Source organism: Mesonia aestuariivivens (assembly GCF_019311235.1).
In the GTDB taxonomy this organism is placed as follows: domain Bacteria; phylum Bacteroidota; class Bacteroidia; order Flavobacteriales; family Flavobacteriaceae; genus Mesonia; species Mesonia aestuariivivens.
In genome coordinates this window covers 96,705-121,525 of sequence record NZ_JAHWDF010000003.1, presented here as the reverse complement: position 1 = coordinate 121,525, position 24,821 = coordinate 96,705, and the positions used below count along the sequence as shown (strand labels likewise).

Below are 24,821 nucleotides of genomic sequence, written 5' to 3'. Positions count from 1 at the left end.
AAGTAAACCTTTTATTTTTCATACGGGTTTTTGTAAGATTGATCTGTAACAATCTTTAAAATATCTTTTTCAATAGTTTTAATAGGAAATTCTACAAACCTATTAACTTCGTTACCTTTTTTATCAAAAAATATGAGAGTAGGTACATGATGTACGTCTAAATTGGCTTCGTAGTTTTCTTTTGTAGACTTTGAATGGTCCATCGCATAGATTTCAATATTTTTTTCTTTAAAACCTACTTCATCTAAAATTTTCAATAATTTAGGAACCTCTCTTCTGCTGTCAGGACACCAAGTACCCATAAATACTTTAATACTGTGTTTTTTTAGCGGTTTTTTTAGTTTTTTTAAAACTTTAGCATTGGGCTTGTAGTCTGTAAAACCTTTTATAAACCAATCCTGCGTATAACCCGTTCTAAAATCTTCTTCAGTGATGATGCCTGTATAATTTCTATCGTTAGGAGTTAATTTATCCTGTGCAAAGACCATTAAATTGGCTAAGAAAAATAATATAAAAAATACTTTTCTTGTATTTATGTTTTTGACTATCATTACTTTATTATTGATTTTTGAGTCATTAAATCAGGCTGTTCAATATCCATTAAATCAAGAATTGTAGGAGCAACGTCACCTAAAATACCGTCTCTAATTTCTTTCTTTTCAGGAGAGACTAAAATTACCGGTACTGGGTTTGTAGTATGAGCAGTATTTGCAGAACCATCTTTATTAACCATTTTTTCACTGTTTCCATGATCTGCTAAAATGATCATATTATAATTATCTTTAGCGGCTTCATAAATCTTGCCAAGACATTCGTCTACAGTTTCACAAGCTTTCACAGCGGCATCGAAAACACCAGTATGCCCAACCATATCAGGATTAGCAAAATTGATACAGAAAAAATCTATTTCTGCCTTATTAATTTCTTTTTCTAATTTTTCTGCAAGTTCAAAAGCACTCATTTCTGGTTGTAAGTCGTAAGTGGCTACTTTTGGAGAGTTTACCATAATACGCTGTTCACCTTTATATGGTTTTTCTCTTCCTCCAGAAAAGAAAAATGTAACGTGTGGGTATTTTTCTGTTTCAGCTGCCCTTAGTTGAGTCTTTCCTGAATATTCTAGTGTTTCTCCTAAGGTTGCTTTTATATTGTCTTTTTTGAAAACCACATTAATTCCGTTAAACGACTCATCATAGGTAGTCATTGTTACAAAATAAAGTGGTATTTTTTTCATATCATACTCCGCATTGTCATTTTGCGAAAGCACTTCTGTTAGTTGTCTACCTCTATCGGTTCTAAAATTGAAAAAGATAACGACATCTCCTTTTTTAATAGTTGCAACAGGTTTATCATTTTCAGTAACTACTATTGGTTCTATAAACTCATCTGTAGTATTGTTTTCATAACTTTCTTGTATGGCTTTAGCAGGATCTTCTGTTTCTTTTCCAGTTCCTTTAACGATAAGATCGTAGGCTTTTTTGGTGCGTTCCCAACGTTTATCTCTATCCATTGCAAAATAACGACCTATGATAGAGGCTAATTTAGCATCATTTTCTTCTAATGTTGGTAATAAATCTTCAACAAAACCTTTACCAGATTTTGGATCTACATCACGACCATCTGTAAAAGCATGAACGTATTTATTTTTAACGCCCGCTTTTTGAGCTGCTGAAACCAAGCCTTTTACATGTTTAATATGAGAGTGAACACCACCATCACTTAAAAGACCTAAAAAGTGAATTGATTTATCATTGGTCTTAGCATAATGAAAAGCTTCTTTTAATACAGGCTCGTCTTTTAGAGAATCCTGTTCTACAGCCATATTAATTTTAGCTAAATCTTGATATACAATTCGGCCAGCACCAAGATTCATATGTCCTACTTCACTATTTCCCATTTGTCCTTCAGGCAGACCAACGTTCATTCCGTCAGTACGTAATTGCGCGTGAGGATATTCTTTAAATAATTTATCGAAATTTGGTGTTTTTGCTTTATAGATGGCAGAGTCTTCTGGATTTTGTGTAGAACCCCACCCATCTAAAATAAGTAAAATGGCTTTATTATGCATTCTGTGAATTTTGTGGTAAAGATAATATCTATAGAAAAGTTAAACGATAATATTTTGCTAAAATTCAATGTTTTTTATTGATTATTTAGGTTAATAATCGGCTATTTATAGCTAAAACGTTTTCATAAATGTATTTCTGAATAAAACTATCAGAAAATTTTTCGTGCCCTAGAATTTCGCTTGAATTTTCTAACAATTTTTTGAGTTCTAATTTTCTATATTCACACAAATAAATTTTGGAAAGCGGAGCATAAGAAAAATGCCAGGGTTCGTGTTTAAATCCTTTTCTGTTTTTATCATTCGTATATACTATTTCAAATCCGTAATCCTTAGCATTTTTTTTCATCCATTCGCTAAGAGGAAGGTAAACACCATTGCCGTAATAATTTTCTGGTTGAAGTAGAGAAGTAGGTGCCTTGGGTTTAGAATCTATAATGTCTATATCTGTACCCCAGTGATGTCTAGATGTTCCAGGTATTGTTGAGTATTCTATTATTTTATTAATAGCAGCGGTAGATGATAAGCCTTGTTGCGTAAAGCGCTTAAATTTTCTATTCCAAATTCTTTTTTGATGATCAAAGCTTCGATAGCTTGATACAATTTGAATAAAAATGTCGTCTTTCGCAGCTGCTTTTTGCATCTTTAGAAAAGCTTCGTAGGCTTCTTTTCTAAGTTGATAGCCATTACCGTATAACTGAGGAGAACCTTTGCCTAAAAGTTCTTCTGTAGGGATTTCTTGTTGTAATAAGTTGAAAGTGCTTAAAGGAAGAAAACTTGCTGCTGAAGATAGTAAAGACAAGTTTATAAAATTTCGTCTATTCATATTTTTTAAACATCAAAAAGTGATTGCCCACTTTTGGAATTGTGAACTCTTCTCCTAAAATTTTAAAATTATTTTTTTTGTAAAAGTTAACGGCAGTAGTTCTGGCGTTAAACCACAACGTTATATTTTTCTGCTCTTTAATTAACTCTTCGGCAAATCTTAATAACTGTTTGCCTAATCCTTTTCCTTGAGCTTCTGGCATAACTGCCATGCCTCTTAAGCGGTATTGGTTAATTGCTGTTAGGTTTTTATTGTTGTCTTTTAGTAAACTGGCAATGGCATATATTTTTTCATTTTCATATAATGCTAAATGTATAGTTTCTTTAGCTAAATCGCCTTCAAAAAAACATTCTTCCCGAGGTTTGCCATTTCTAAGAACAGTTTGCCTAACGGGAAGAATTTCTTCAACCTTTACTTTTTTTATATGTATTCTACTCAAAGAAATTAAGCTTTTACGTCTTGATACTGCTCTTTTTCATCAAATTTTACTTCAGCAAAAGGGCAAAGTGGATCAATTTTTAACTTATTTTCTCTGGCATAGTTTACCGTATAATCTAATAATTTGCTTGCCAAACCATTACCTTCCAGAGATTTTCTAGTTTGTGTATGGTCGATTACCAAAATATGATCTTTTTTTACATAACTAAGTTCACAAGTAATGCCTTCTTCGTCTTGCATGTAAAACATCCCATTGGTGAGATTTTCTTTATGTAAGATTTCGTTTTTCATTTTTTATTTTGAATATTTTTGATCTACAATTCCATATTTAAGAGATTCTTCTGCATTCATCCAGTAATCTCTATTAAAATCTTTCATTACTTTTTCAAAATCTTGTCCACAATTATCTGCTAAAATTTGCGCACTTAATTCTTTAGTTTTTAAAATTTCTTGGGCTTGAATTTCAATATTAGAAGCTTGACCTCTAGCACCACCACTAGGTTGGTGAATCATTACTTTAGCATGCGGCATAATTAATCTTTTACCTTTAGTACCTGCAGAAAGTAAAATAGAACCCATAGATGCCGCTAAACCAGTACAAATGGTTGATATATCACATGAAAGAGATTGCATCGTATCATATATAGAAAAGCCTGAAGTGACATAGCCTCCTGGACTATTGATGTAAAATTGAATATCATCTTTACCTTGTGAATCTAAGTACATTAATCGTTCAACAATATGTTTAGCAGATGTATCGTCTACTTGGCCCCAAAGAAAAATTTTACGTTCTTCTAATAGTGCGTGATCTATAAGGTCTTTTGATTTTCCTGTTTTATTACTCATTGCATTTTTATTTATTTAAAAATACCAAATTTAGCTAAAATAACCCACCAAAATTTTTAAATTTTTATTTGGTAATAATATCAAGATTTTATTATATTTGCCACCGCTTTGCGGGAGTAGCTCAGTTGGTAGAGCGTCAGCCTTCCAAGCTGAATGTCGCCAGTTCGAACCTGGTCTCCCGCTCTTAAAAACCTCATCTTTTTAGATGAGGTTTTATTTTTTTAATAGGTACGCAGTGAGCTTATTAGCGTTGTAGTTGGGTACAATTAAAAGCTCTTTTTCTTGAATATAATAAATGTCTGCAGCATTTAATTTTTCTTCTCTCGTATCTAAAATTGTTTCTTGTTGAAAGCTTTTATTTATATGAAATAATCTTCCATTCCAATCAGATACTATAAATTCTTGAGGAGAAATAGAAGTTATTCCGTCTCCGGCTCCAAGTTTTTTTGTTAGTGTAGTGAGTTTTCTGTCTTTTGAAATCACTTTTAGATCTTCAGATTTACTGTTCATTATAAAAAGAGAATCGTTTCTAAAGAGTAACCCGTTTGGTCTAGAAAGATCTCCTTGGTATGCTAGGGTTAATTTATTATTTTCAATTTTATAAATACTGTTTGCATTTGAAGCAGAAATATATACTATCCCATCTTTGGCGACTACATCATTAAATTGTGGCTCTTTAATATCTTTAAGAGAATATCTTTTTACAATTTTATTCGTGTTTAGGTTTATTTTTGCCACTTCTTTAGCATCTGCTACATAAAGAGTGTCGCCAATTAAAGCCATTCCCTTAGGGCTGCTTAAGCCTTTAATTAATTTTAAAGACTTTATATTCCCTTCGCTATCAATTTCAGAAATAAAACCATCACCATCCATTTCCCATCCGTTTTCATTTACATTAGAAACTAAGAACGTGTTATTTTTCTTATAAAATAAAACAGATTCAGGAGTTTTAAATAATGTGTCTGATTCCCAAATTTTTTCTAATTGAATGCCTTTTTTTAATGAAGTGCTTATTGGAGGATTTTTCGGGACAGCCGTATTTTTTTTTGATTCTTCTTGTTTGCAGCAGATAAGAGTTAATGAAATTAAAATTAGCAGCTTTTTCATACTTTAAATTTTTAAAAAATTGACAATCCAGTTAGTGAGGTTAGTTCTTCTAAAGCTTTCATTCCTTTTTCTGAATTTCCTTTTTCATTTAAAAGCGGACTCCAAACGGCAACAGAATATTGCCCAGGGTGTATTGCTACAATGCCTCCGCCAACACCACTTTTACCGGGTAAACCTACGCGAAAACTAAATTCTCCGGCTTCATCATAGAAGCCACACGTTTGCATAATTGCATTAATACGTTTAGCGCTATTGGCACCAATCATTTTTTTACTGGTTCTTAACGTTTTGCCTTCATTAGCAAAAATCATAAAAGATTTTGCTAATTGGCAACAAGACATCGCTAGAGAGCATTGATGAAAGTAAAAGTCTAAAATATCATCAGCGTCATTTTTGATATTCCCTAAAGACTTCATATAATTTACCAAAGCAATATTACGGTAACCATTGGTTTGTTCTGAAGCGGCAACTTTATCGTCATATTCTATAGTAGGGTCATCACTAATTTCTCTAACAAATTCTAAAAGACACTCTTTTGGGTTTTCTAATTCTGAAATTAAAATATCTGCAATTACTAAAGAGCCTGCGTTAATAAACGGATTTCTAGGAATTCCGTTTTCTTTTTCTAATTGTAAAAGTGAATTAAATGGATCTCCTGAAGGTTCTACATCTACACGTTTCCATATTTTTTTTCCGCCGTATTTTTTAGCTAAAGCCAAGGTGAATACTTTAGAGATACTTTGAATTGAAAAGCGTTCGTCGTGATCTCCAAAATAAAAATTGTCTCCATTAATACAATATAAATGCATTCCAAATTTATCTGCGGAAACCTTCGCTAACTCAGGAATGTAATCTGGTACTTTTCCGCCAGGATCAAAATGTTCAAGTTCTTTTTCAATAGCATTTAAAATTGCCTTGTAATCCATCTTAGTTTAAGTCTTTAAAAGAGGTTCCGCTTTCTACCTCATAAGGTTCTTGGTCTTTTTCGAAAACGCGTGCTTTTAAGCCACCTTCCAGTTTTATGTCTTGTTGGTGTACGCGAAGCCAACTTCCTTCTCTCAATCCAACAACGGGCATGGAGTTAAGGTGATGAAATTCTTTAATTCTAGTTTCACGGGTTTCTCCCTTGTGGGTAGAAGAAGGATCTGGATCTAAATAATGCGGGTTTAAATTAAATTCTAAAATACCTAGGGTTTTAAAACTTGGTGGGTAAACAATAGGCATATCGTTAGTGGTACCCATAGTTAAGCCACAAATATTACTCCCAGCGCTAGTGCCTAAATAAGGTGTTCCTCCTTTTATTGCTTCTTTAAGTGGAGTTAATATTTTTTGATTATAAAGTTGAGATACCAATAAAAAGGTATTGCCGCCGCCTGTAAATAATGCTTGAGCTTCTTGAATAGCTTTAACGGGATTTTCAAACTCGTGTAAGCCTTTTACCGTTTTGCCTAAAAATGCTAAACCTTTTTTTGCTTTTTTAGTATATTCAGCATGAGATATGCCTCCTGGTCTGGCGTATGGTATAAAAATTATTTCAGAAACATCTTTATATAATTCGTTTAACGCTTCTTCGAGGTATGCTAGATAATTACTACCATGAATGGTGGAAGTACTGGCTATAATGCAATTCATATTCTTCATTTTTTACGTAAATTTATAGCAAAGAATTACTTTAACAAAAGTTTACTCTCGTTTTAGGTTTTTTATAAGACACTTTATTGCTAACTTAACTTAAAAATTAACAATGAAAAATATAGTATTTATCTGTTCGCTCGTATTTATTGCTTTTTGTTCTACTGCCAATGCTCAAATAGATGTAAGGAGTCTAATTAAAGGTAAAATTAATGTAGATGCTAGTGCTTCAGCAGCAGATATAAATGTATATAACCTAAATACAACTAAAGGTACAGTGACTAATGATTATGGTGAGTTTTTTATAGAAGTAGAAGAAGGTGATGAGCTTTATTTTTCTGGGGTACAATACCAAGATTTTAAAGTGATAATTAAGAAAAAAACCATAGATAGTGGTAAAATAAATATAACGATTAATGAAGCCGTTACAGAGCTAGATGAAGTTACCGTAAAACCTTATGGACTTTCTGGTGATGTAGAGGTAGATGTAGCTAAAATTAATACCGTAAATACTAATTACCCTGATCAATCAAGTATAGAAATGGTTAGAACTACAGATTATGAGTTAAGACCAGATAGCCAAACAGAAGTAGAGAATGACGCTATTGATAAAAGTTATTTAAAAAATGGGTTGAATTTTGCTAACATTTTTAGAACCATTTTTAATTCTAAGAGAGACAACAATTCAGAAGCTATTAATGAAAATATAGATGTGCAAATTAGAAAGGTCTATAATGATGATTTTTTTAGAAAATACCTAGATATAGATCGAGATAATATTAATGAGTTTATTTATTATGCTGAAGAACATGGACTTAAAGAAGAGCTTTTAACGAGAGGAAGTGAATTAGAGTTAATTGAATTCTTAATCGATAAAAGCAAAATGTATAAAATGCAACAAGATTAATAAAATTACGTCTTTAAAGAATAGATGAACGCTTATGAAACACTATTCTATTCTATTTATATTATTTTTAGGTTTAAGCTTACAGGCACAGCAAGAACTAAAAGGTACCATTGTAGCAGATTCAATTTCTTTCACTCAAGTTAATATTGTTAACTTAAATAAAGAATTAGGAACCGTTAATAACACTAAAGGAAAATTTACAATTGTAGCGGAAGCTGGAGATGAAATCGTTTTCTCATCAGTACAATTTGAGCCTTATCAAATTCAGGTGACGCAAGAAATGCTAAAACAAGATCAAACAATTTATCTTTTTCCAGCGGTAAATGAATTAGAAGAAGTGAAATTAAGTAACATTAATTTATCGGGAGATCTAACCAAAGATGCATCAAATCTAAAAGTAAAACCCTATTTTAATCCGTCACAAGTAGGTCTTCCTAACCCGTTACCGAAATTAACAGTAGAAGATCGTCGTTTGTATACTGCGCAATCTGGTGGCCCTGCTGGAGTTTTAGCCGATGTGATTTCAGGTAGAATGGCTATGCTCAAAAGAATGAAAGAAATTGCAGAATATGAGGCGCTGGTTCATAAAGCTAAACGATTAGTAAGTTTAAGTTTTGTGGAAGAAGATTTAAATATACCCCAAGATTATATAGATGATTTTTTCTATTTCTGTACAAAAGATGAAAAATTTGAAGCAGTAGTAAAGCGAGCAGGGAAACTAGAAATGATTGAATTTCTAACCCAAAAGAAGGGTGAGTATTTTATATATAAAGAATGGGAGTAATGCGTTACTATTTTTTAATTCCTCTTTTTTTGATAAGCTTTTTATTATGCTCTCAGTCGCAATTAAGAGGAAAAATATTAGCAGATTCTATCGCTTTTACGCAAATAAACATCGTTAATTTTACTCAAGAAATAGGAACGGTAAATGCTAAAAATGGGAAATTTGTAATTGATGCCAATGTAGGTGATAGATTAATTTTTTCTTCAGTTCAATATGAACCTTATCAAATTACAGTTACTTTAAAAATGCTTCAAAGCGACAATAATAGTATTTATTTATTCCTATTGGTGAATCAATTAGATGAAGTAAATATTACTGATATTGATCTAACCGGAGATCTTAATAAAGATACGAATCATATAGAAACCCTTCCGTTTTTCAACCCTAAAAAGTACGGTTTACCTGTTAATTCTAAACCTAAACCAACAACTGCTCAAAGAAGAATTTACACCGCAAGTACCGGAAACGGAATTATACCTTTAGATCCCATCATTAATGCTATTTCTGGAAGATTGGCAATGGTTTATCGACAGCGAGATTATGAAATACAGCGAAACCTAATGATAAAAGCCTATAATTCTCGTCCGTTAGAATTTTTTGTAATACAGCTTAACATCCCAGAAGATTATGTGGAAGACTATTTATATTATTGTGTAAATTTTAAACCTTTTAGAAATTTACTAGTCCAAAAAGAAAACACCTTTAAATTATCTGAGTTTTTTCAAGAAAAAGCAGTTTCTTATAAAGATCTTAAAAAATTAGAATAAATGAAAATCGACAGATTCGTTATATTGTTCATTTGTTTCATCTCATTATCGGGCTTCACTTCAGCTGCTCATAAATATTATATGAGTGTAACCGAAATAGAATATGTAGAAGAAAAAGAAACGCTTCAAATTATAAGTAGGCTTTTTGTAGACGATTTTGAAAAACTTCTAAAAACACGTTATGATGAAAATGTAGAATTAATTAGAGGTGAAAACAACGCTCAAACCAACACTTATATTTCTAAATATTTTGAAGATAAGTTAAAAATTCTTATTCAAAATAAACAAATGTCTTTAAAATTTATAGGTAAACGCTATGAAGATGACTTGATAATTTGTTATTTTGAGGCGATTAAGGTTAAAGAATTTAACCAAGTAACTATCAAAAATCTAATTCTTACGGATTTATTTGAAGATCAAAAAAACTTAATTCATTTTAAAAAAGATGGAAATACAGAAAGTTTAATGTTAATGAAAGATAAATCTAAAGGAACAATAAAATTTTAATACACTAATTTAAAATTCAATATATAATGAAAAAAGTGAAGTTCTTATTTACTTTTATTTTTGCTTTTTTTTCGTTGCTAGCAATAGCTCAAGAAGAAGAACAAAATGAAAAAGAGCCTCAGTCGGGGCATATTAATCAAAATAAATTTAAGCAACTCTATCAAGAGTTCTCTACTCCCAATCAATACAGAACAGCATCTGGAGCTCCTGGGTCTGCATACTATCAAAACACAGCAGATTATGATATGGAGGTTACTTTAGATGATAAAAATCAAAAGTTATATGGTGAAGAAACGATTACTTACACCAATAATTCACCAGATCCTTTAACTTATTTGTGGGTTCAATTAGATCAAAATGTAAGAGCTAAAGACAGTAAATCTTCTTTAAGAAATGGCAACAGCATAAGTCCTGTAAACCAGCCAGGACGTTTTGTGTCAGAATATGTTGAAGAACCTTTTGATGGCGGTTTTAATATTGAAAAAGTTACTCAAAATGGAGATAATTTAAAATATACTATTAATCAAACCATGATGCGTATAGATCTTCCAGAAACATTAGAGTCGGGAGATGATTTCGAATTTTCAATTAAATGGTGGTATAATATTAATGACCATGTGGTGAATAGAGGTCGCTCAGGTTATGAATATTTTCCTGAAGATGGAAACTATGCTTACGTTATAGCGCAGTTTTTTCCTAGAATGGCTGTTTATAATGATGTTGAAGGTTGGCAAAATTATCAATTTTGGGGAAGCGGAGAGTTTGCTTTACCCTTTGGAAACTATAAAGTGAAAATTACTGTTCCCGCTGATCATATTTTAGATGCCACGGGGAAATTACAAAATAGAAATAAAGTTTTTTCGAAAAAGATGATGAGTCGTTACGAGAGAGCGAAAGAATCTTTTGATGATCCAGTATTGATTGTTACTCAAGAAGAAGCTGAGAAAGCTGAAAAAGGATTTTCTATCAAGACCAAGACTTGGGAGTTTGAAGCAGAAATGGTTAGAGATTTTGCATTTACAACTTCAAGAAAATACATTTGGGATATGCAGGCGGTTAACGTTGGCGGTAAAAATGTAATGGCAGTTTCTTTATATCCAAAAGAAGGAAACCCACTTTGGGAAGAATATTCAACAAAAGCTGTAGCACATACGTTAAAGTCTTATAGTGCACATACGTTTGATTATCCGTACCATAAAGCAATTTCTGTTCATGCTAAAAATCAAGGGATGGAATATCCTATGATTTGCTGGAATTACGGGAGACCTAATCCTGATGGAACATATACAGATAGAACTAAATTTGGGATGATTAGTGTAATTATACATGAAGTTGGTCACAACTTTTTCCCAATGATTGTAAATAGTGATGAGCGCCAGTGGGGCTGGATGGACGAAGGCTTAAATAGTTTTGTAGAATATATGGCAGAACAAGAATTCGGAAAAAAATATCCAGAAGCGATTGCGCCTTTAGACAAATATCCTTCTCGTCGTGGAGAGCCTACTAAAATTACTAGTTACATGAAAGGAGATCAGCAATATATTACTCCTATTATGAGTAATCCAGAAAATGTATACCAATTAGGTAATAATGCTTACGGTAAACCTGCCACCGCCTTAAATATTCTTAGAGAAACGGTAATGGGAAAAGAGTTGTTCGATTATGCTTTTGCAACCTATGCTAAAAGGTGGATGTTTAAACACCCAACACCTGAAGATTTTTTTAGAACGATGGAAGATGCTTCTGGTGTAGATTTAGATTGGTATTGGAGAGGTTGGTTTTACACCACAGATTATGTAGATATAGGAGTTGCAGATGTGAAGTCTTATTTTGTAACCGATAACCCAACTAAAGAAGGAAAAGAAATGTTGAAACGCTATGGAGTCGAAGATCCAAGTACAATTTCTGCAGTTTACGTGGTAGAAGAGTCTAGCGATGAATTTACAGAAGATTTAAAAGATAAATCTCCATTAGAAAATGCTGTTACGTTAAACGAATATATGATGGATAACTTTAATAATCAAGAAAGAAGAACAATGGAAGTCCCTCAACATTTCTACCAAATTACTTTTAATAAGCCAGGAGGTTTAGTGATGCCATTAATTGTAGAATATAAGTATAAAGATGGTTCATCAGAAAGAGTAACCTACCCACCACAAATTTGGAGAAAAAATGATAACGAGGTAAGTAGAGTATTAGCAACGAATAAAGAATTAGAAAGTGTGGTAGTAGATCCAGATTTAGAAACTGCGGATGTAAATATAGAAAACAATTCTTGGCCTAGAAAAGAAGAGCCTAATGAGTTTGAGAAATTTAAAGAGAAACAAACAAAAGGATAAAGCAAAATATCGAATTAAATTTAAGCTGACTTTAACGAGTCAGCTTTTTTTATACTACTTTTGATCTATATATTTGTATTATGTTCACAATACCATTTTTTATTAGCGGTGGCGAAATAGCTTTCATTATGTTTATCTTAGTGATGGTTTTTGGTGCCGATAAAATACCAGAAATCGCTAGAGGTTTAGGGAAAGGAATGCGTACTCTTAAAGATGCAACCAACGATATTAAATCTGAAATCACCAATAGTGCCGAAAAACACTTAGACGGTTCTGGGGGTGAAAATATTAAAAAAGAAATTGATAAGGTGAAAGATGATATTGAAGAAATTACTGGTTCTATCAGTAGAAAGAAATAAGATTTTAAATGTTTGAGCAATTAAAAGAATGGGATCGCGAGTTGTTTGTTTATTTAAACGGCTTAGGTATAGAAGGTCTCGATTCTTTTTGGATTTTTGTAACTCAAGAAGAAACTTGGATCCCGTTATACATCATCATGTTCATTCTTATTTTTGTTGTTTATAAGTTCAAAAAAGCTTTAGTTGTTACCGCATTTTTTTTGATTAGCTTCTTGCTCACTTTCGGTCTTACACGAATTATAAAAGCAACAGTCGCAAGGGCAAGACCCAATAATGTAGAAAGTTTAAAAGAAGTAATTCGTATTCTTCAGGAGCCAACTTATTATAGTTTTGTTTCGGGTCATACATCTACCTCTATGGCAATTACAACTTTTATTGTTTTGATGTTAAGGCATCGTTTTAAATGGATTTACATTTTTTATATATGGCCTATTTTATTTGCGACCAGTAGGGTTTATGTAGGTGTACACTATCCTTTAGATTTGGCTGCAGGAGCATTGCTAGGAGTGATAATAGCTTATTTTTGTTACCTAGTCTGTCTTAAAGTCTTGGCAAAAAATAGTTTTAAAGATTTATAAAACCCTAGTCACTGTCAATCCATCACGAATAGGAAATAAAACGGTTTCTACCCGCTTATCACTGGCTAATTGTTTATTGTAGGCTAATAAAACTTTGGTGTCTTTATCCCCTTTTTTTAATTCCTCCACCACTTTACCACTCCATAATACATTGTCAGAAAGTATAATTCCTCCCGTATTCATTTTAGGAAGAATAATTTCAAAATAGTTGGGGTAGTTTTTTTTGTCGGCATCAATAAATACCAAGTCAAATTTTTCTTCTATTTCCGGAATTATATCTAGCGCTTTTCCAACATGCTGATGCATTTGCGAACCCCAACCAGATTTATCAAAATATTTACGCTGAAAGTCATACAGCTCTTCATTTTTATCAATAGTATGCAAACTACCATTTTGCTGAATACCTTCCATCAAGCATAAAGCAGAATAGCCCGTATAGGTTCCAATTTCTAAAATATGCTGAGGTCTTATTAATTTAGAGAGCATACTCAAAATTCTACCTTGAAAATGACCACTAAGCATACGGGGTTGTAGTACTTTTTGGTGGGTTTCTCGGTTCAATTCCGCTAGAAGTTGAGGTTCTGCTTGAGAATGTTCTGCAGCGTAGGTATCGATAGCTTCTGGTAAAAAATGCATTAGCCTTTAATTCTTGTTAAGAGTTCTTGTTTCGCTTTTTCGTCATCACCACAAAGCCATTTAATCACGTTATTTTCCCAAATATCGTCATATTGATCTTCGGTAATGATGTTACGTTCTTTCGCCAAATCTAATATTTTTCCAGGATATGACGATTGCGGAGCACTCTCCATTTCACCTAAAGGGTAGGGATCATCAAGTCCCATAATAATTTGTTGTGGTTTTTGGTTTTCAACTAAAAGCTTCATCGAGCCAGTATCGTGAACGAGCGTGTCAAAAAAGATATTTTTATGACCAACAGATTTTCTAGGATGAACTTTTCCTTCAAATAAATCGGGTCTTCCATCAAAACCTTGTATTCTTCGGCCTAAATTAATTTGCGCTAACTGTCCGCCGTGCGCAAAACAAACTCGCATATTTGGATATTTATCAGGATAGCCATTTAGCGTTAAAAAGTGGTACGCATCGGCACATTGTGCAAGCATCCAAATAAGATGAAACCGCCAAGAAGTATTTTCTAATTTTATAAACTTCTCCCCGTCGTAAGGATGTATTTCTACCGCAAGATTATACTTACTAGCCATTTCAAAAATAGGCTCATTTTCTTCATCAAAAATACAACGCCAAGTACCAATACTATCCATATAATGTGTAGGTAAACATAATAAACGCATCCCTAACTCTTCTACACAACGTTCAATTTCCCATAAAGCGCCGCGCACAAAGCCCGGATGTACCACAAAACCACACGTAAATTTTGTCGGGTGATCGTGTTGCACACGTGCATTAAAATCATTCTGAAATCGAAGCGCTTGTTTCATTTCTTCAACCCTTAAACCATTACCATAAAGCTGAGAGAGATTTAAAACTACGGCGTGATCAATATTAAAACGCTCCATCCATTCTAACTTTTCTTTTAAGAAGAAACTAGAATCAGTTACCGGTCTGCTCCAGTTTTTTTGAAGCATAAATTTACGTTCTTCATCTACCCAAAAAATTTCTTTATCTTTCATAAACTGCGGAATTTCTTCTGGATAAGGCAGTAAATGAGAGTGTCCGTTGATACGTAATTTTTTTTTCATGATTATGTTGTTGGTTGGTTTATGGCGTGTTTTATAATTCTATTTTGTTAAAAATAGAATTATAAAACCGGGCTATTCGCTATATCTTTTTTAGGTTTAAAAACTTCTCGACTCCGCTCGAAGTGACATATAAAAAAGGATGCCGCTGCTATCCCTCACGCAAACTAAATTACAAACTTTTTGTTCTTCCGCCATCTACAGGAACGTTAATTCCGTTAATGTAACTTGCAGCTTCACTCGCTAAAAAGGTAACCGCATTTGCCAACTCTTCTGGTTGTCCAAATCGCTTGGCAGGCACTGCACTTTGCATAGCTTGACTTACTTCTTCTTCTGTTTTTCCAGTTTTATTCGCTTTATTCTTAATAATACCTGTTAGTCTTCCCGTAGCCGTAGCACCTGGTAGAATATTGTTTACCGTAATGCCAAATTCACCAAGTTCGTTCGCCATGGTTTTACTCCAATTAGCAACCGCACCACGAATAGTATTAGAAACACCTAAACCATCTAGAGGTTGTTTCACCGAAGTAGAAATTATATTAATTACACGACCGTAGCCGCGTTTTTTCATACCTGGCAATAAAGCTTGAACTAGAATATGATTACAAATTAAATGCTGCGTGAAAGCAGTTTGAAATTCTTCTGTTTTTGCTTCAGAAATTTTACCACCTGGAGGACCACCAGTATTATTCAATAGAATATGGTAAGCTTTCGTTTGAGTAGCTTCTCCTACTTTTTGTTTTAAAGTTTCTGGATTAGAAAAATCAGCAACAAAGTAATGATGTGTTTGCCCTTGATTGTTGTTTAATTCTTTTAAAACTTTTTTTAGTTTTTCTTCATTTCTGGCTACTAAGGTAATGTTTACACCTTCTGCTGCAAGTGCTAAAGCAGAAGCTTTGCCGATGCCTCCTGTTGCCCCACAAATGAGTGCGTTTTTATTTTTTAAGTTTAAATTCATAGATATATTTTCTATTCGTTTTTTATTTTTACAACTTTAGCTTCTAGCATTGTACTGAATACATACATTTTTAGGTTCGGTGAAAAAGCGTAAAGCTTCAAAACCTCCTTCACGACCAACGCCGCTATCTTTTATGCCGCCAAATGGTGTACGTAAATCTCGGTTTAACCAAGTATTCACCCAAACAATTCCAGCTTCTAACGTGTTGCTTAGTCGCATCGCACGATCCAAATTACTGGTCCAAACCGTAGCTGAAAGTCCGTAGTGAACATCGTTCGCCAGTTCTAAAGCTTCTTCTTCATTTTTAAATGGCATAATAGTAACCACTGGTCCAAATATTTCTTCTTGATTCAATTGGCAGCGGTTGGAAGATACTTCTATAATTGTTGGTTCTAAATAATATCCTTTTTCATGATCTTTAACAGTAATTCGTTTTCCTCCGGTGAGAATTTTAGCTTCTTGTTTTTCAGCATTATTGATATAACTTAATACCTTTTCCATATGTGCTTTGGAAACTACCGCCCCTAAATCTGAAGAAGCTTTACTGGGAACGCCAACTTGCAACTTTTTGGTTTCAGTAATAAAATCGTCTTTAAATTTTTCGTAAATTGATGCTTCCACAAAAATTCTTGATCCACATAAACAAATTTGTCCTTGGTTAGCAAAAGAAGATCTTACCGTAGTTTTAAGCATCTCATCATAATCGCAATCGGCAAAAATTAAATTCGGATTTTTCCCACCTAATTCTAACGAAAGTTTTTTAAACATTGGTGATGCGGTTCTTGCTAAATGTTCTCCAGTTTTGGTACCGCCAGTAAACGAGATTGCTTTAATTTGTGGGTGTTCTACAATGGCTTGCCCCACTTCGTTGCCTAAGCCGTGCACAATATTTAAAACACCATTGGGTAAACCAGCTTCTATACAAACTTCACTGAGTAAGTATGCTGTCATCGGAGTGATTTCGCTAGGTTTTGCTATTACGCAATTTCCTGCGGCTAGGGCAGGAGCAATTTTCCAAGAGAAAAGATAAAGTGGCAGGTTCCAAGGTGAAATACAGCCGACAACGCCAATAGGTTTTCGAAGTGTAAAGTTGATAGTATTTTTACCTACGCTTTCGTGAGCTTCGCTACCAAATTGAGTGAGTGCGTGTGCGTAAAATTTAAAATTACTAACCGCTCGCGGAATATCGATATTCAAAGCTAAAGCAAGCGGTTTCCCGTTATCCTTAGATTCAGCTTTCGCAAAATCGACTAATTTTTGTTGAAGTAAACTCGCAATGTTTAGAAGTACTTTGCTGCGTTCTTCTAAAGTAGTGTTACTCCATGCTGGGAAGGCTTTTTTTGCAGCTTCAAATGCGAGTTCTACATCTTCTTTTTTGCTTCTGGGAATTTGACTGTAAACTTCTCCTTTTGAAGGATCGAAATTGTCGATCCATTCTGAAGAAAGAGGTGAGATCAATTCACCATTAATATAATTTTGTAATTGTTGCATGAGTTGAAAAATTGTAGAATTCTGAAAAAATTCCACTCAAATATAACGCATGTTGAAAAAATGACTTAATAGAATTAGAAATATTATTTTTCTATTTTGAATTAACAAAGAGGAGAACAATATGTTTTATTTACAACCCTTTCTCTCATTTTTTTCTTATCATTAAAATTTCTAGAAATATTCATTACGATATTACTATAATTATCATGTTTTTCATCTTTTTGATGGTAATAAACTTTGATAGAGCAACAATTTTTATGTTCAAATAAAGTATTTAGCATGGTTCTATCTGATGTCCCGCAAGAATGTCCCATTATACAGATTTGATAGTAATCACTATTAGCAAATTCGAGTAGCTTTTTGTAATTATCAGTTTCTAAATATTTGATTGACTTGATGTTTTCTAAATATTGATTATCGTTTAATTTTTCAATTTCTTTATAATCCTCGTCTAGTTCATCACCAAATCCAAAAATTATTGGATTTTCATCTTCAATTTTATTGCTCCCATGGATGTGAATTTCTTGAGCATTTGTTACATTATCAAAGCTATAATATTTATATTTTGAAGGATTAGAGTAAAAAGAATCAGTAGAAGTATAGTTAAAGTTTAATATTAAAGTTTGTTCTGGAGTTAAATCGATGCATCCTTCACCATATTCACTTGATAATAATTCTCGAAAATCTTTTTTTGTAAATGGTCTTGATAACCTTTGGAATAATTTTTTTCTATATTCATCCAATAAGTCTTCACTAAACGTTCCATCTTTATTTAAAAATTTTTGATAATCATTTTTAACTAATTCATAGTGTTTATCTATTTCTAAATTTTTTAATTTTTCAGTTAATTCTTTTATTTTATACTTTGAGAAAATTTTGTGACCAATGCTATTTCTCTTTCGTAATATTGGCGTATTATTTGCGATTTTGTTAAAACCTTCTTCAATTGTTACTAAATAGTCATTTAATAAGTCTTTAATTCTTTGGAAATCTTTATTTAATTTGCTAATGTTTATATTGCTAGTTAATAGCCCTTTATAGCAATTTTTTAAGAGAATATAATATTCATTTTCAATATCAACCCATTTCTTTAAATCGCCTTGTTCAGTTATTTTTTCTAGAAATAAATTTTTGTATTCAATTTTAGAGCCGTAATTATTTAAGGTTGATTTTATTTCTTGATAGTTAGAACATTCAGAAATTAAATGGGTGGGTACATTTTTTATTAAAATGTCTTCATCCTCAAATATTCTACCTTGAAAAGTATTTTTTATGTTATTAATTTTATTTGACCAAAAACTATCTAAAAAATCTTTATAAGTAGTTTTCATTCCGTGAGCTAAATCAAAACCATTTCCAATTAATATTATTCTATTCATATTTACATTGATTAGTTAGAAATGTTTTTTATATTAATGCGTAGCGTATTGTTGCTTTTTGTAAGCGATTACTTTAATTTCGATCAATAAATGTGGATGCGGTAATTGATGCACGGCAACTGTCGTACGCGTTGGACCTGTTTCCGGTTCAAAAAACTTTCCGTAGGTTTCGTTGTAACCACCAAAATCGTTCATATTCACTAAAAATGTTGTCACATCGACGACATCTTTTAACGAAGCGCCTTCTTCGTGTAAAATACTGTCGATATTTTCTAGAACCGCTGCGGTCTGTTTCTTGATATCAAGATTGGTAGTTCCCATCTCATCAACTTCAACGCCCTCGAAAGTGTTGTCGGGTCTGCGAGAGCTGGTTCCTGAAACATAGATAAAATCGCCCACGCGTTTTACGTGCGGATATTTTCCTCTTGGGGTTGCTTTTCCTTCAATTACTTTTCCTGACATTTTTTTATTTTTTAGTTGAAAATAGGATTAAAGTGCGTGCTCATATTTTAAAAACAGATACTTATAATCTTTAATTTTTTTCTAATTTGTCTTAAAACTTACTTTTCCTAATTTTTCAATTTGTGCTTCAATTAATTGGTTACTTGAAAAATTTATGGAAGTTGTTGCTGCTCCCGCTAATACAATTTGCCCTTTTTTTATCACGGTACCAGCTTTAGAAGCCAGACGACTTAGCTCGACCACTGATTGTAACGGATTAGAAAGAATAGCGTTCGTTTTTCCTTCTGCTAAAGTTTCTCGATTCACCTTTAAATGAATTTGTAAGTCATTAATATTTTCTTCTAAATTAATCCAATCTCCAACAACATAAGCTGAAGCTGAACAATTATCGGCAACTACATCTTCTAGTGAAAATTTAAAATTCTCATAGCGGCTATCTACAATTTCTATGGCCGGTGCCATTTTATCAATGTAATTTGTGATCTCTTTTAAACCTACAGATTCTTCAATATCTTTTGAAATTCTAAAAGCGATTTCGGTTTCGGCACGTGGTTGTATCCATCTAATAACCTCTACTTTTTCTTGATTTAAAATTTCCATAGAATTAGTCAATACACCCCAAATTAAATCGTGTACTCCTAGTTCTTGCATCTTTGCGCGATTAGTAATACCGAGTTTATAACCGGTAACATACTCACCACGCTCTAAGCGTTTACTTACACAAAGATTTTGTATTTGATACGCAGCATCTAAATCTATTTGACAGTCTGTGGCTAATTGTGATATGGGTCTAGCATACCTTGCGGCCTGATCTAAAATCTCTGCTATCTCCTGATGATTCATTGTTATTGATTTTATTTTAATAGACAACGTTAATTTCTTCTAAGATATGAGTTGTTTCTGCTTTTACCAATTTTAATTTTTCTTCTAGCGTCATCTGCTCATTAATTTTACCTTTAGAAATTAACCGAAGCATCGCTTTATCTTGAGCTCGGCCACGTTGCATTGCTTCTGCATAACCAATTTCTTCTTGGAAGGTTACCAAGCGATATTTTGAAGCATATGCTGCTGGGAATTCTTGTTCAAAAGCAGTTTCTAATTTTCTTTTCTGCTGAAAAATAGGAGCCGCCGTGTGCTCTTTCATTTCATAGAAATTATCAATTGCTAAATCTGCAATGGCATCTGTATCTTTTTTACGAGCTTCTTGATAAGCTTTAAATGTTGTTTCCCAATCTCCAGTGTGATTTTCTAAAGCTTCATCAAAAACGACCACGTCTTCAAAAGAGGCATTCATACCTTGACCGTAAAACGGTACAATAGCGTGAGCAGAATCACCCATTAATAAACTTTTACCGTGACTATGCCAAGGCGAACATTTTACCGTTCCTAATGGACCGGTAGGGTTTTCGAAAAATTCTTTACCTAAATTCGGCATCAGTTTCAATGCATCGGGATAATAAGTATTGAAATATTCTACAGCTTTTTCTTCGGAAGTTATATTTTCAAAATTGTAATCTCCTTCAGCATAAGACATAAATAAAGTAACCGTAAAACTTCCGTCTAGATTAGGAAGAGCGATGAGCATATTCTCACCTCTTGGCCAAATGTGTAACGCATTTTTATGCAATTGAAAATCTCCATTCTTAGAAGGTTCAATCGATAATTCTTTGTAACCGTGTTGTAAATAGTCTTGTGAAAAACTAAATAGAAAACTGTGATCTTCCATCATGCTTTTACGAAGGGAAGAACCAGCCCCATCGGTTCCAAAAATAAGATCAGCTTCAATAGTTTTTTCTTCTTTAGAATGGTAATCTCTAAAAGTAGCTTTAGCTTCAGCAGAATTTACCGCTAAACATTCTTGATTAAACTGAATAGAAACATTTTCCATTTTTTCAGCTTCGTCTAAAAGTAAGGCGTTTAGGTCTGTTCTAGAAATTGAATTAATGTATTCGTGTTTTAATCCGCTATAAGGCGAAAGAAAGGTGTTTTCTTCTTGATCGTGAATCATTCTTCCGTTCATAGGAATGCAAATTTCTAAAGCTTTTCGTTCTAGCCCTACAAGTTTCATTGCCTTGATGCCACGGTTAGAAAATGCTAAGTTGATGGATCTTCCTGCAGAAATATCTGTTTTTCTTAAATCGGGGCGTTTTTCAATGAGTTGAACTTGATACCCGCGTTGTGCCATTCTTAAGGCTAATAAAGATCCGCAAAGTCCGGCTCCGATAATGAGGATGTTTTCTTTCTTTTTCATTACAATAGTTTCTTTAATCGTTCAACCATTTTATAAACATCTTCGTAAGAATTATAGAGCGGAGCAGGAGCTATTCGAATAACATTGGGTTCACGCCAATCTGCAATCACATCGGCAGCCATAAGTTTATCGAATAAAGCTTTGTTCGCATTTTTAACCTTTATTGAGAGTTGGCAACCACGCTCTTCTGGATTTTGGGGAGTGATAATTTCAATTTGATCACCTTCAATTTCCTTGAGTAGAAATTCTAAATAATTAGTAATTTTTATAGATTTTTCACGAATATTCTCAAATCCAGCTTCATTGAAAACAGCAAGAGAAGCTCTAATTGCCGCTAACGATAAAATAGGCGGATTACTTAACTGCCAACCTTCTGCTCCTGGAATAGGATCAAATTCGTGGCGCATATTAAATCGTGTTTGCTTGTTGTGTCCCCACCAACCTGTAAATCGTCTTAATTCTTTATTATTGGCGTGGCGCTCGTGAACAAAACAGCCACCAACACTTCCTGGACCGCTATTTAAATATTTGTAAGAACACCAAACGGCGAAATCTGGACCTGTTTCGTGCAAATTAGGTTGAATATTTCCTGCCCCGTGAGCTAGATCGAAACCTACTTTTGCACCGTGGCGATGACCTAATTCTGTAATTTTTTTTAAAGGAAAAGACTGTCCTGTGTAATAATTGGTAGAACCGATGAGCAACAAGGCAACTTGATCGCCTTCGGTTTGCATAATTTTTTCTAAATCTTCAAAGTGACATAATTCTTCGCCTTCGCGCGGTTTCCATAAAATTAAGGCTTCGTTGGGATCTTGACCGTGAAATTTCAGCTGAGATTCAACGGCATACTTATCTGAAGGGAAAGCATCACTTTCAATAATAATTTTAAATCGCTTTGAGGTAGGTTGGTAAAAAGAAACCATCATGAAGTGTAAATTTACACTCAATGTGTTCATCATAACCACTTCTGAAGGTTTTGCGCCTACAATTTTTGCCATATTCTCGGTTAGAAACTCGTGGTAGGGTAACCAAGGGCTTTTAGCTTCTGTGTGGCCTTCAACTCCTAAATTACCCCAGTCTTCTAATTCTTGCTGAATATATTCTTTAGTGAGCTTGGGTTGTAAGCCTAAAGAATTTCCGCAGAGATAGACTTGTTCTTCTCCATTGGCATTAGTAGGAATATGAAATTGATTTCTAAATCTTTTTAAAGGATCTTTTTGATCGAGCTCTTTCGCAAATTCTAAGGTACCTTTTAGTTGGGTTGTGTGCATTTTTGATATTGTGAAAAATGAGGTTTCTACAAATTTAGCAATAATTAATGAGTTGGTTTTGAATATTTGTATCTGTTAGATGTGAATTGTTGTATATAATAAAAACCTCTTGAGAATCTAATCTCAAGAGGTTTTTATTAAGTAGTAGGTTTGTAAGATTAATCTACAGCGTCTTCAACATCGTCTGCAGCATCTTCCATTGAATCTCCTACATCTTCTGCAGCGTCTTCTACTTTTTCTTCAGTACTTTTTTCTTCTCTACAGCTTGTAAAAGTAGCTGCTAAAGTTCCTACTAAGAACAGTGATAAAAATAATTTTTTCATAATTTAAGTTTTAATTAGTTTTTTTAATTAAGGATTTCTACCTGTGGCTAATTTATATAAAATTCCGATAACAGCCAATACAAGAAGAATATGTATTAAACTTCCTACTGCGTCAGCAAATCCAAAATAGCCAACAAGCCATCCTATAATTAGAATTGCAACAATAAGCCAAATTAAGTCTCTCATTTTTGTTAGTTTTGATTAGTTGAAATAAATGTATGTATAATGCTTATTCAGTTGCTATGCTTTAACTTTCAGTTAACTAACATTTAGTATTGATTTATGTTTTTGAGTATTCTACTCGCTCGTTCTTTATGTTTTTTTAAGAGTTCAGGATCCATTTTGTTGAGTAAACTCATCATCATATTCATGCGTTGGTTATCTTTAAAGTGTTTTCGCTTATCGTCTAAGAAATTCCAATAAAGTGAATTAAATGGGCAGGCAGTTTCGCCTTCTTTTTTATTCACATTGTAATGGCAATCTTTGCAATAATTACTCATTTTGTTAATGTAACTACCACTTGAAACATAAGGTTTTGTAGCAACCAAACCGCCATCTGCAAATTGACTCATCCCACGAGTGTTGGGCATTTCTACCCATTCTATCGCATCGATATAAATACCCAAATACCAAGTATCTACTTCATCTGGATGAATTTGTGCTAGCAAGGCAAAATTCCCCGTGATCATTAACCGCTGAATATGATGTGCGTAAGCTTCATCTAAACTTTGCTTAACGGCGTGATGAAGGCAATTCATTTTAGTTTCTGCAGTCCAATAAAAATCTGGCAGTGAATTTTGGTTGTTTAATTTGTTATTCCTTCGATAGCCGGGCATCTCTTTCCAATAAATACCACGCATATATTCTCGCCAGCCTAAAATTTGACGCACAAAACCTTCTACTTGAGAGATGTCGATTGCTTCTGAATTTTCATGATAAGTATCCATAACTTTTTCAATAATTTCTTGAGGAGAAAGCATTTTAGAATTCATAGCGAATGAAAGTCTAGAATGAAAAAGAAAATACTGATTGGTATGCATGGCATCTTGATAATCGCCAAAATGAACCAATAAATTTTTACAGAAATAATTAAGCACTTTTAAACTGTCTGCTCGAGAAGTAGGCCAATTAAAGTTTTCAGCTTCAATATTTCCTGTCGTTTTAATGTCTTGCTCTCGAATTTTTTTTAAAATTTTAGTCACGTCTTTTCTAAAACCTCTCTTGTGCGGAATTTCTGGTTTACCTTTCCATTTTTTACGATTACTTTTATCGAAATTCCATTTTCCGCCTTCAGGTTTTTTTTCATTTTGCATTAAAATGGAATGCTTTTTACGCATATAACGGTAAAAATATTCCATCGTCATTTCTTTTTTGCCTTCGTAGAAATTGGTTAAATCTGTTCTGGAAGTATAAAAATGTTCGGTATCAAAAGCTTCTGTTTCAATTTCTATGTTAATGCAGAAGTTTTTTAATTGTTCGTCTAAACGATATTCATCAGGGAGTTGATATTCAAATTTTTCAATTTCATATTTCTCTATAAGATGCTGAATATTTTTAACGAGGTCTTGTTGGTTTTCTTCGGCATCTATTTCATAATAGATTACTTGGTGGCCTTTATTTTTAATAAATTGATAGAAATTTCTCATCGACGCGAAAAACGCCACTATTTTCTGAATATGGTGGGTAACATAATCGGTTTCTTGTCGTATCTCTGCTATAAAATAAATGGTATTTTTATCTGTTGAAGTGAACCAAGAATGTTTATGATTGAGTTGATCGCCAAGAAGTAATCGAAGTTTTTTCATTTTAAATCAAGAAA

General features: G+C 33.1%; 28 protein-coding genes and 1 tRNA gene. 8 read left to right on the top strand and 21 right to left on the bottom strand.

Annotation, left to right across the window (positions count from 1 at the left end):
- Positions 1 to 11: 11 nt before the first annotated feature.
- The 6 genes from KW502_RS03855 to KW502_RS03830 all read right to left on the bottom strand — a co-directional run bounded on the left by KW502_RS03855 (position 12) and on the right by KW502_RS03830 (position 4,172).
- Positions 12 to 551 (bottom strand): TlpA family protein disulfide reductase, encoded by a 540-nt coding sequence (locus KW502_RS03855; protein WP_219039219.1) that lies wholly within the window; start codon positions 549 to 551, stop codon positions 12 to 14.
- Positions 551 to 2,065 carry a 2,3-bisphosphoglycerate-independent phosphoglycerate mutase gene (gpmI, locus tag KW502_RS03850; protein ID WP_219039218.1) on the bottom strand — a complete coding sequence of 505 codons (1,515 nt, stop codon included), beginning with the start codon at positions 2,063 to 2,065 and terminating at the stop codon, positions 551 to 553. Before gpmI ends, KW502_RS03855 begins: the two co-directional genes overlap by 1 nt.
- An 85-nt stretch (positions 2,066 to 2,150) precedes the next feature.
- The gene (locus KW502_RS03845; RefSeq protein WP_219039217.1) at positions 2,151 to 2,888 is read right to left on the bottom strand and encodes a M15 family metallopeptidase; all 738 of its coding nucleotides are present in this window, start codon (positions 2,886 to 2,888) and stop codon (positions 2,151 to 2,153) included.
- Positions 2,881 to 3,327 carry a GNAT family N-acetyltransferase gene (locus KW502_RS03840; protein WP_219039216.1) on the bottom strand — a complete coding sequence of 149 codons (447 nt, stop codon included), beginning with the start codon at positions 3,325 to 3,327 and terminating at the stop codon, positions 2,881 to 2,883. Before KW502_RS03840 ends, KW502_RS03845 begins: the two co-directional genes overlap by 8 nt.
- 5 nt (positions 3,328 to 3,332) lie before the next feature.
- Positions 3,333 to 3,617 (bottom strand): GNAT family N-acetyltransferase, encoded by a 285-nt coding sequence (locus KW502_RS03835; RefSeq protein ID WP_219039215.1) that lies wholly within the window; start codon positions 3,615 to 3,617, stop codon positions 3,333 to 3,335.
- A 3-nt stretch (positions 3,618 to 3,620) separates the two neighbouring features.
- On the bottom strand, positions 3,621 to 4,172 hold the full coding sequence (locus KW502_RS03830; protein WP_219039214.1) for a ClpP family protease: 552 nt from the start codon (positions 4,170 to 4,172) through the stop codon (positions 3,621 to 3,623).
- 110 nt (positions 4,173 to 4,282) lie between these two features.
- Between KW502_RS03830 and KW502_RS03825 the strand changes: the two genes are divergently transcribed.
- Positions 4,283 to 4,355, top strand: a tRNA-Gly gene (locus tag KW502_RS03825).
- Between the two features lie 30 nt (positions 4,356 to 4,385).
- Here the strand turns inward: KW502_RS03825 and KW502_RS03820 are convergent.
- From KW502_RS03820 to pepE, 3 genes are read right to left on the bottom strand one after another with little or no spacing between them, the layout of a single operon-like run.
- A complete protein-coding gene (locus KW502_RS03820; RefSeq protein WP_219039213.1) occupies positions 4,386 to 5,279 on the bottom strand; it encodes an NHL repeat-containing protein in 894 nt (297 codons plus the stop codon).
- A gap of 11 nt (positions 5,280 to 5,290) precedes the next feature.
- Positions 5,291 to 6,205, bottom strand: a complete 915-nt coding sequence (locus tag KW502_RS03815) for a glutaminase (protein ID WP_219039212.1) — start codon at positions 6,203 to 6,205, stop codon at positions 5,291 to 5,293.
- A gap of 1 nt (position 6,206) precedes the next feature.
- Positions 6,207 to 6,911, bottom strand: a complete 705-nt coding sequence (gene pepE, locus KW502_RS03810; RefSeq protein WP_439651376.1) for a dipeptidase PepE — start codon at positions 6,909 to 6,911, stop codon at positions 6,207 to 6,209.
- Positions 6,912 to 7,023: 112 nt separating this feature from the next.
- Here pepE and KW502_RS03805 point away from each other — a divergent pair, with 112 nt between their 5' ends.
- From KW502_RS03805 to KW502_RS03775, 7 genes are all read left to right on the top strand, one after another.
- On the top strand, positions 7,024 to 7,818 hold the full coding sequence (locus tag KW502_RS03805; protein ID WP_219039210.1) for a BamP family beta-assembly machinery protein: 795 nt from the start codon (positions 7,024 to 7,026) through the stop codon (positions 7,816 to 7,818).
- A 34-nt stretch (positions 7,819 to 7,852) separates the two neighbouring features.
- Positions 7,853 to 8,602, top strand: a complete 750-nt coding sequence (locus KW502_RS03800; RefSeq protein ID WP_219039209.1) for a BamP family beta-assembly machinery protein — start codon at positions 7,853 to 7,855, stop codon at positions 8,600 to 8,602.
- Positions 8,602 to 9,369, top strand: a complete 768-nt coding sequence (locus KW502_RS03795; RefSeq protein ID WP_219039208.1) for a BamP family beta-assembly machinery protein — start codon at positions 8,602 to 8,604, stop codon at positions 9,367 to 9,369. The genes KW502_RS03800 and KW502_RS03795 overlap by 1 nt, the downstream gene beginning before the upstream one ends.
- The gene (locus KW502_RS03790) at positions 9,370 to 9,876 is read left to right on the top strand and encodes a DUF6702 family protein (protein ID WP_369412510.1); all 507 of its coding nucleotides are present in this window, start codon (positions 9,370 to 9,372) and stop codon (positions 9,874 to 9,876) included. It begins immediately after the preceding gene.
- A gap of 26 nt (positions 9,877 to 9,902) precedes the next feature.
- Positions 9,903 to 12,215 (top strand): M1 family metallopeptidase, encoded by a 2,313-nt coding sequence (locus tag KW502_RS03785; RefSeq protein ID WP_219039206.1) that lies wholly within the window; start codon positions 9,903 to 9,905, stop codon positions 12,213 to 12,215.
- An 80-nt stretch (positions 12,216 to 12,295) separates the two neighbouring features.
- Positions 12,296 to 12,574, top strand: a complete 279-nt coding sequence (locus KW502_RS03780) for a Sec-independent protein translocase subunit TatA/TatB (protein WP_219039205.1) — start codon at positions 12,296 to 12,298, stop codon at positions 12,572 to 12,574.
- 8 nt (positions 12,575 to 12,582) lie between these two features.
- A complete protein-coding gene (locus KW502_RS03775) occupies positions 12,583 to 13,152 on the top strand; it encodes a phosphatase PAP2 family protein (protein ID WP_219039204.1) in 570 nt (189 codons plus the stop codon).
- Here KW502_RS03775 and KW502_RS03770 read toward each other — a convergent pair.
- The 12 genes from KW502_RS03770 to KW502_RS03715 form a co-directional block, all read right to left on the bottom strand.
- Positions 13,147 to 13,788, bottom strand: coding sequence for an O-methyltransferase (locus tag KW502_RS03770; protein WP_219039203.1), 642 nt, complete (start codon positions 13,786 to 13,788; stop codon positions 13,147 to 13,149). The genes KW502_RS03775 and KW502_RS03770 overlap by 6 nt on opposite strands.
- Positions 13,788 to 14,870, bottom strand: coding sequence for an amidohydrolase family protein (locus KW502_RS03765; RefSeq protein ID WP_219039202.1), 1,083 nt, complete (start codon positions 14,868 to 14,870; stop codon positions 13,788 to 13,790). Before KW502_RS03765 ends, KW502_RS03770 begins: the two co-directional genes overlap by 1 nt.
- A 169-nt stretch (positions 14,871 to 15,039) precedes the next feature.
- Positions 15,040 to 15,825 (bottom strand): SDR family oxidoreductase, encoded by a 786-nt coding sequence (locus KW502_RS03760; protein WP_219039201.1) that lies wholly within the window; start codon positions 15,823 to 15,825, stop codon positions 15,040 to 15,042.
- A gap of 36 nt (positions 15,826 to 15,861) precedes the next feature.
- Complete coding sequence (locus tag KW502_RS03755) at positions 15,862 to 17,316, bottom strand: aldehyde dehydrogenase (protein ID WP_219039200.1); 1,455 nt, start codon at positions 17,314 to 17,316, stop codon at positions 15,862 to 15,864.
- A gap of 101 nt (positions 17,317 to 17,417) precedes the next feature.
- Entirely contained in the window at positions 17,418 to 18,695 is a 1,278-nt protein-coding gene (locus tag KW502_RS03750; RefSeq protein ID WP_219039199.1) for an AbiH family protein, read from the bottom strand.
- A gap of 33 nt (positions 18,696 to 18,728) precedes the next feature.
- Positions 18,729 to 19,157 (bottom strand): RidA family protein, encoded by a 429-nt coding sequence (locus KW502_RS03745; RefSeq protein ID WP_219039198.1) that lies wholly within the window; start codon positions 19,155 to 19,157, stop codon positions 18,729 to 18,731.
- 81 nt (positions 19,158 to 19,238) lie between these two features.
- Entirely contained in the window at positions 19,239 to 20,000 is a 762-nt protein-coding gene (locus KW502_RS03740) for a 2-keto-4-pentenoate hydratase (protein ID WP_219039197.1), read from the bottom strand.
- A 16-nt stretch (positions 20,001 to 20,016) separates the two neighbouring features.
- The gene (locus tag KW502_RS03735; protein WP_219039196.1) at positions 20,017 to 21,408 is read right to left on the bottom strand and encodes an FAD-dependent oxidoreductase; all 1,392 of its coding nucleotides are present in this window, start codon (positions 21,406 to 21,408) and stop codon (positions 20,017 to 20,019) included.
- Entirely contained in the window at positions 21,408 to 22,679 is a 1,272-nt protein-coding gene (gene kynU, locus KW502_RS03730) for a kynureninase (RefSeq protein WP_219039195.1), read from the bottom strand. Before kynU ends, KW502_RS03735 begins: the two co-directional genes overlap by 1 nt.
- 158 nt (positions 22,680 to 22,837) lie before the next feature.
- Positions 22,838 to 23,002, bottom strand: coding sequence for a hypothetical protein (locus KW502_RS03725; RefSeq protein WP_219039194.1), 165 nt, complete (start codon positions 23,000 to 23,002; stop codon positions 22,838 to 22,840).
- Positions 23,003 to 23,029: 27 nt separating this feature from the next.
- Complete coding sequence (locus KW502_RS03720) at positions 23,030 to 23,188, bottom strand: lmo0937 family membrane protein (protein ID WP_219039193.1); 159 nt, start codon at positions 23,186 to 23,188, stop codon at positions 23,030 to 23,032.
- An 83-nt stretch (positions 23,189 to 23,271) separates the two neighbouring features.
- Positions 23,272 to 24,807 carry a cryptochrome/photolyase family protein gene (locus tag KW502_RS03715; RefSeq protein WP_219039192.1) on the bottom strand — a complete coding sequence of 512 codons (1,536 nt, stop codon included), beginning with the start codon at positions 24,805 to 24,807 and terminating at the stop codon, positions 23,272 to 23,274.
- Positions 24,808 to 24,821: the final 14 nt, after the last annotated feature.

What these genes read in the sequence shown, in the direction of transcription:
- KW502_RS03855 (WP_219039219.1), bottom strand. Translation starts at nt 551, where the DNA reads ATGATAGTCAAAAACATAAATACAAGAAAAGTATTTTTTATATTATTT.
- gpmI (WP_219039218.1), bottom strand. Translation starts at nt 2,065, where the DNA reads ATGCATAATAAAGCCATTTTACTTATTTTAGATGGGTGGGGTTCTACA.
- KW502_RS03845 (WP_219039217.1), bottom strand. Translation starts at nt 2,888, where the DNA reads ATGAATAGACGAAATTTTATAAACTTGTCTTTACTATCTTCAGCAGCA.
- KW502_RS03835 (WP_219039215.1), bottom strand. Translation starts at nt 3,617, where the DNA reads ATGAAAAACGAAATCTTACATAAAGAAAATCTCACCAATGGGATGTTT.
- KW502_RS03830 (WP_219039214.1), bottom strand. Translation starts at nt 4,172, where the DNA reads ATGAGTAATAAAACAGGAAAATCAAAAGACCTTATAGATCACGCACTA.
- KW502_RS03820 (WP_219039213.1), bottom strand. Translation starts at nt 5,279, where the DNA reads ATGAAAAAGCTGCTAATTTTAATTTCATTAACTCTTATCTGCTGCAAA.
- KW502_RS03815 (WP_219039212.1), bottom strand. Translation starts at nt 6,205, where the DNA reads ATGGATTACAAGGCAATTTTAAATGCTATTGAAAAAGAACTTGAACAT.
- pepE (WP_439651376.1), bottom strand. Translation starts at nt 6,911, where the DNA reads ATGAATTGCATTATAGCCAGTACTTCCACCATTCATGGTAGTAATTAT.
- KW502_RS03805 (WP_219039210.1), top strand. Translation starts at nt 7,024, where the DNA reads ATGAAAAATATAGTATTTATCTGTTCGCTCGTATTTATTGCTTTTTGT.
- KW502_RS03800 (WP_219039209.1), top strand. Translation starts at nt 7,853, where the DNA reads ATGAAACACTATTCTATTCTATTTATATTATTTTTAGGTTTAAGCTTA.
- KW502_RS03795 (WP_219039208.1), top strand. Translation starts at nt 8,602, where the DNA reads ATGCGTTACTATTTTTTAATTCCTCTTTTTTTGATAAGCTTTTTATTA.
- KW502_RS03790 (WP_369412510.1), top strand. Translation starts at nt 9,370, where the DNA reads ATGAAAATCGACAGATTCGTTATATTGTTCATTTGTTTCATCTCATTA.
- KW502_RS03785 (WP_219039206.1), top strand. Translation starts at nt 9,903, where the DNA reads ATGAAAAAAGTGAAGTTCTTATTTACTTTTATTTTTGCTTTTTTTTCG.
- KW502_RS03780 (WP_219039205.1), top strand. Translation starts at nt 12,296, where the DNA reads ATGTTCACAATACCATTTTTTATTAGCGGTGGCGAAATAGCTTTCATT.
- KW502_RS03775 (WP_219039204.1), top strand. Translation starts at nt 12,583, where the DNA reads ATGTTTGAGCAATTAAAAGAATGGGATCGCGAGTTGTTTGTTTATTTA.
- KW502_RS03770 (WP_219039203.1), bottom strand. Translation starts at nt 13,788, where the DNA reads ATGCATTTTTTACCAGAAGCTATCGATACCTACGCTGCAGAACATTCT.
- KW502_RS03765 (WP_219039202.1), bottom strand. Translation starts at nt 14,870, where the DNA reads ATGAAAAAAAAATTACGTATCAACGGACACTCTCATTTACTGCCTTAT.
- KW502_RS03760 (WP_219039201.1), bottom strand. Translation starts at nt 15,825, where the DNA reads ATGAATTTAAACTTAAAAAATAAAAACGCACTCATTTGTGGGGCAACA.
- KW502_RS03755 (WP_219039200.1), bottom strand. Translation starts at nt 17,316, where the DNA reads ATGCAACAATTACAAAATTATATTAATGGTGAATTGATCTCACCTCTT.
- KW502_RS03750 (WP_219039199.1), bottom strand. Translation starts at nt 18,695, where the DNA reads ATGAATAGAATAATATTAATTGGAAATGGTTTTGATTTAGCTCACGGA.
- KW502_RS03745 (WP_219039198.1), bottom strand. Translation starts at nt 19,157, where the DNA reads ATGTCAGGAAAAGTAATTGAAGGAAAAGCAACCCCAAGAGGAAAATAT.
- KW502_RS03740 (WP_219039197.1), bottom strand. Translation starts at nt 20,000, where the DNA reads ATGAATCATCAGGAGATAGCAGAGATTTTAGATCAGGCCGCAAGGTAT.
- KW502_RS03735 (WP_219039196.1), bottom strand. Translation starts at nt 21,408, where the DNA reads ATGAAAAAGAAAGAAAACATCCTCATTATCGGAGCCGGACTTTGCGGA.
- kynU (WP_219039195.1), bottom strand. Translation starts at nt 22,679, where the DNA reads ATGCACACAACCCAACTAAAAGGTACCTTAGAATTTGCGAAAGAGCTC.
- KW502_RS03725 (WP_219039194.1), bottom strand. Translation starts at nt 23,002, where the DNA reads ATGAAAAAATTATTTTTATCACTGTTCTTAGTAGGAACTTTAGCAGCT.
- KW502_RS03720 (WP_219039193.1), bottom strand. Translation starts at nt 23,188, where the DNA reads ATGAGAGACTTAATTTGGCTTATTGTTGCAATTCTAATTATAGGATGG.
- KW502_RS03715 (WP_219039192.1), bottom strand. Translation starts at nt 24,807, where the DNA reads ATGAAAAAACTTCGATTACTTCTTGGCGATCAACTCAATCATAAACAT.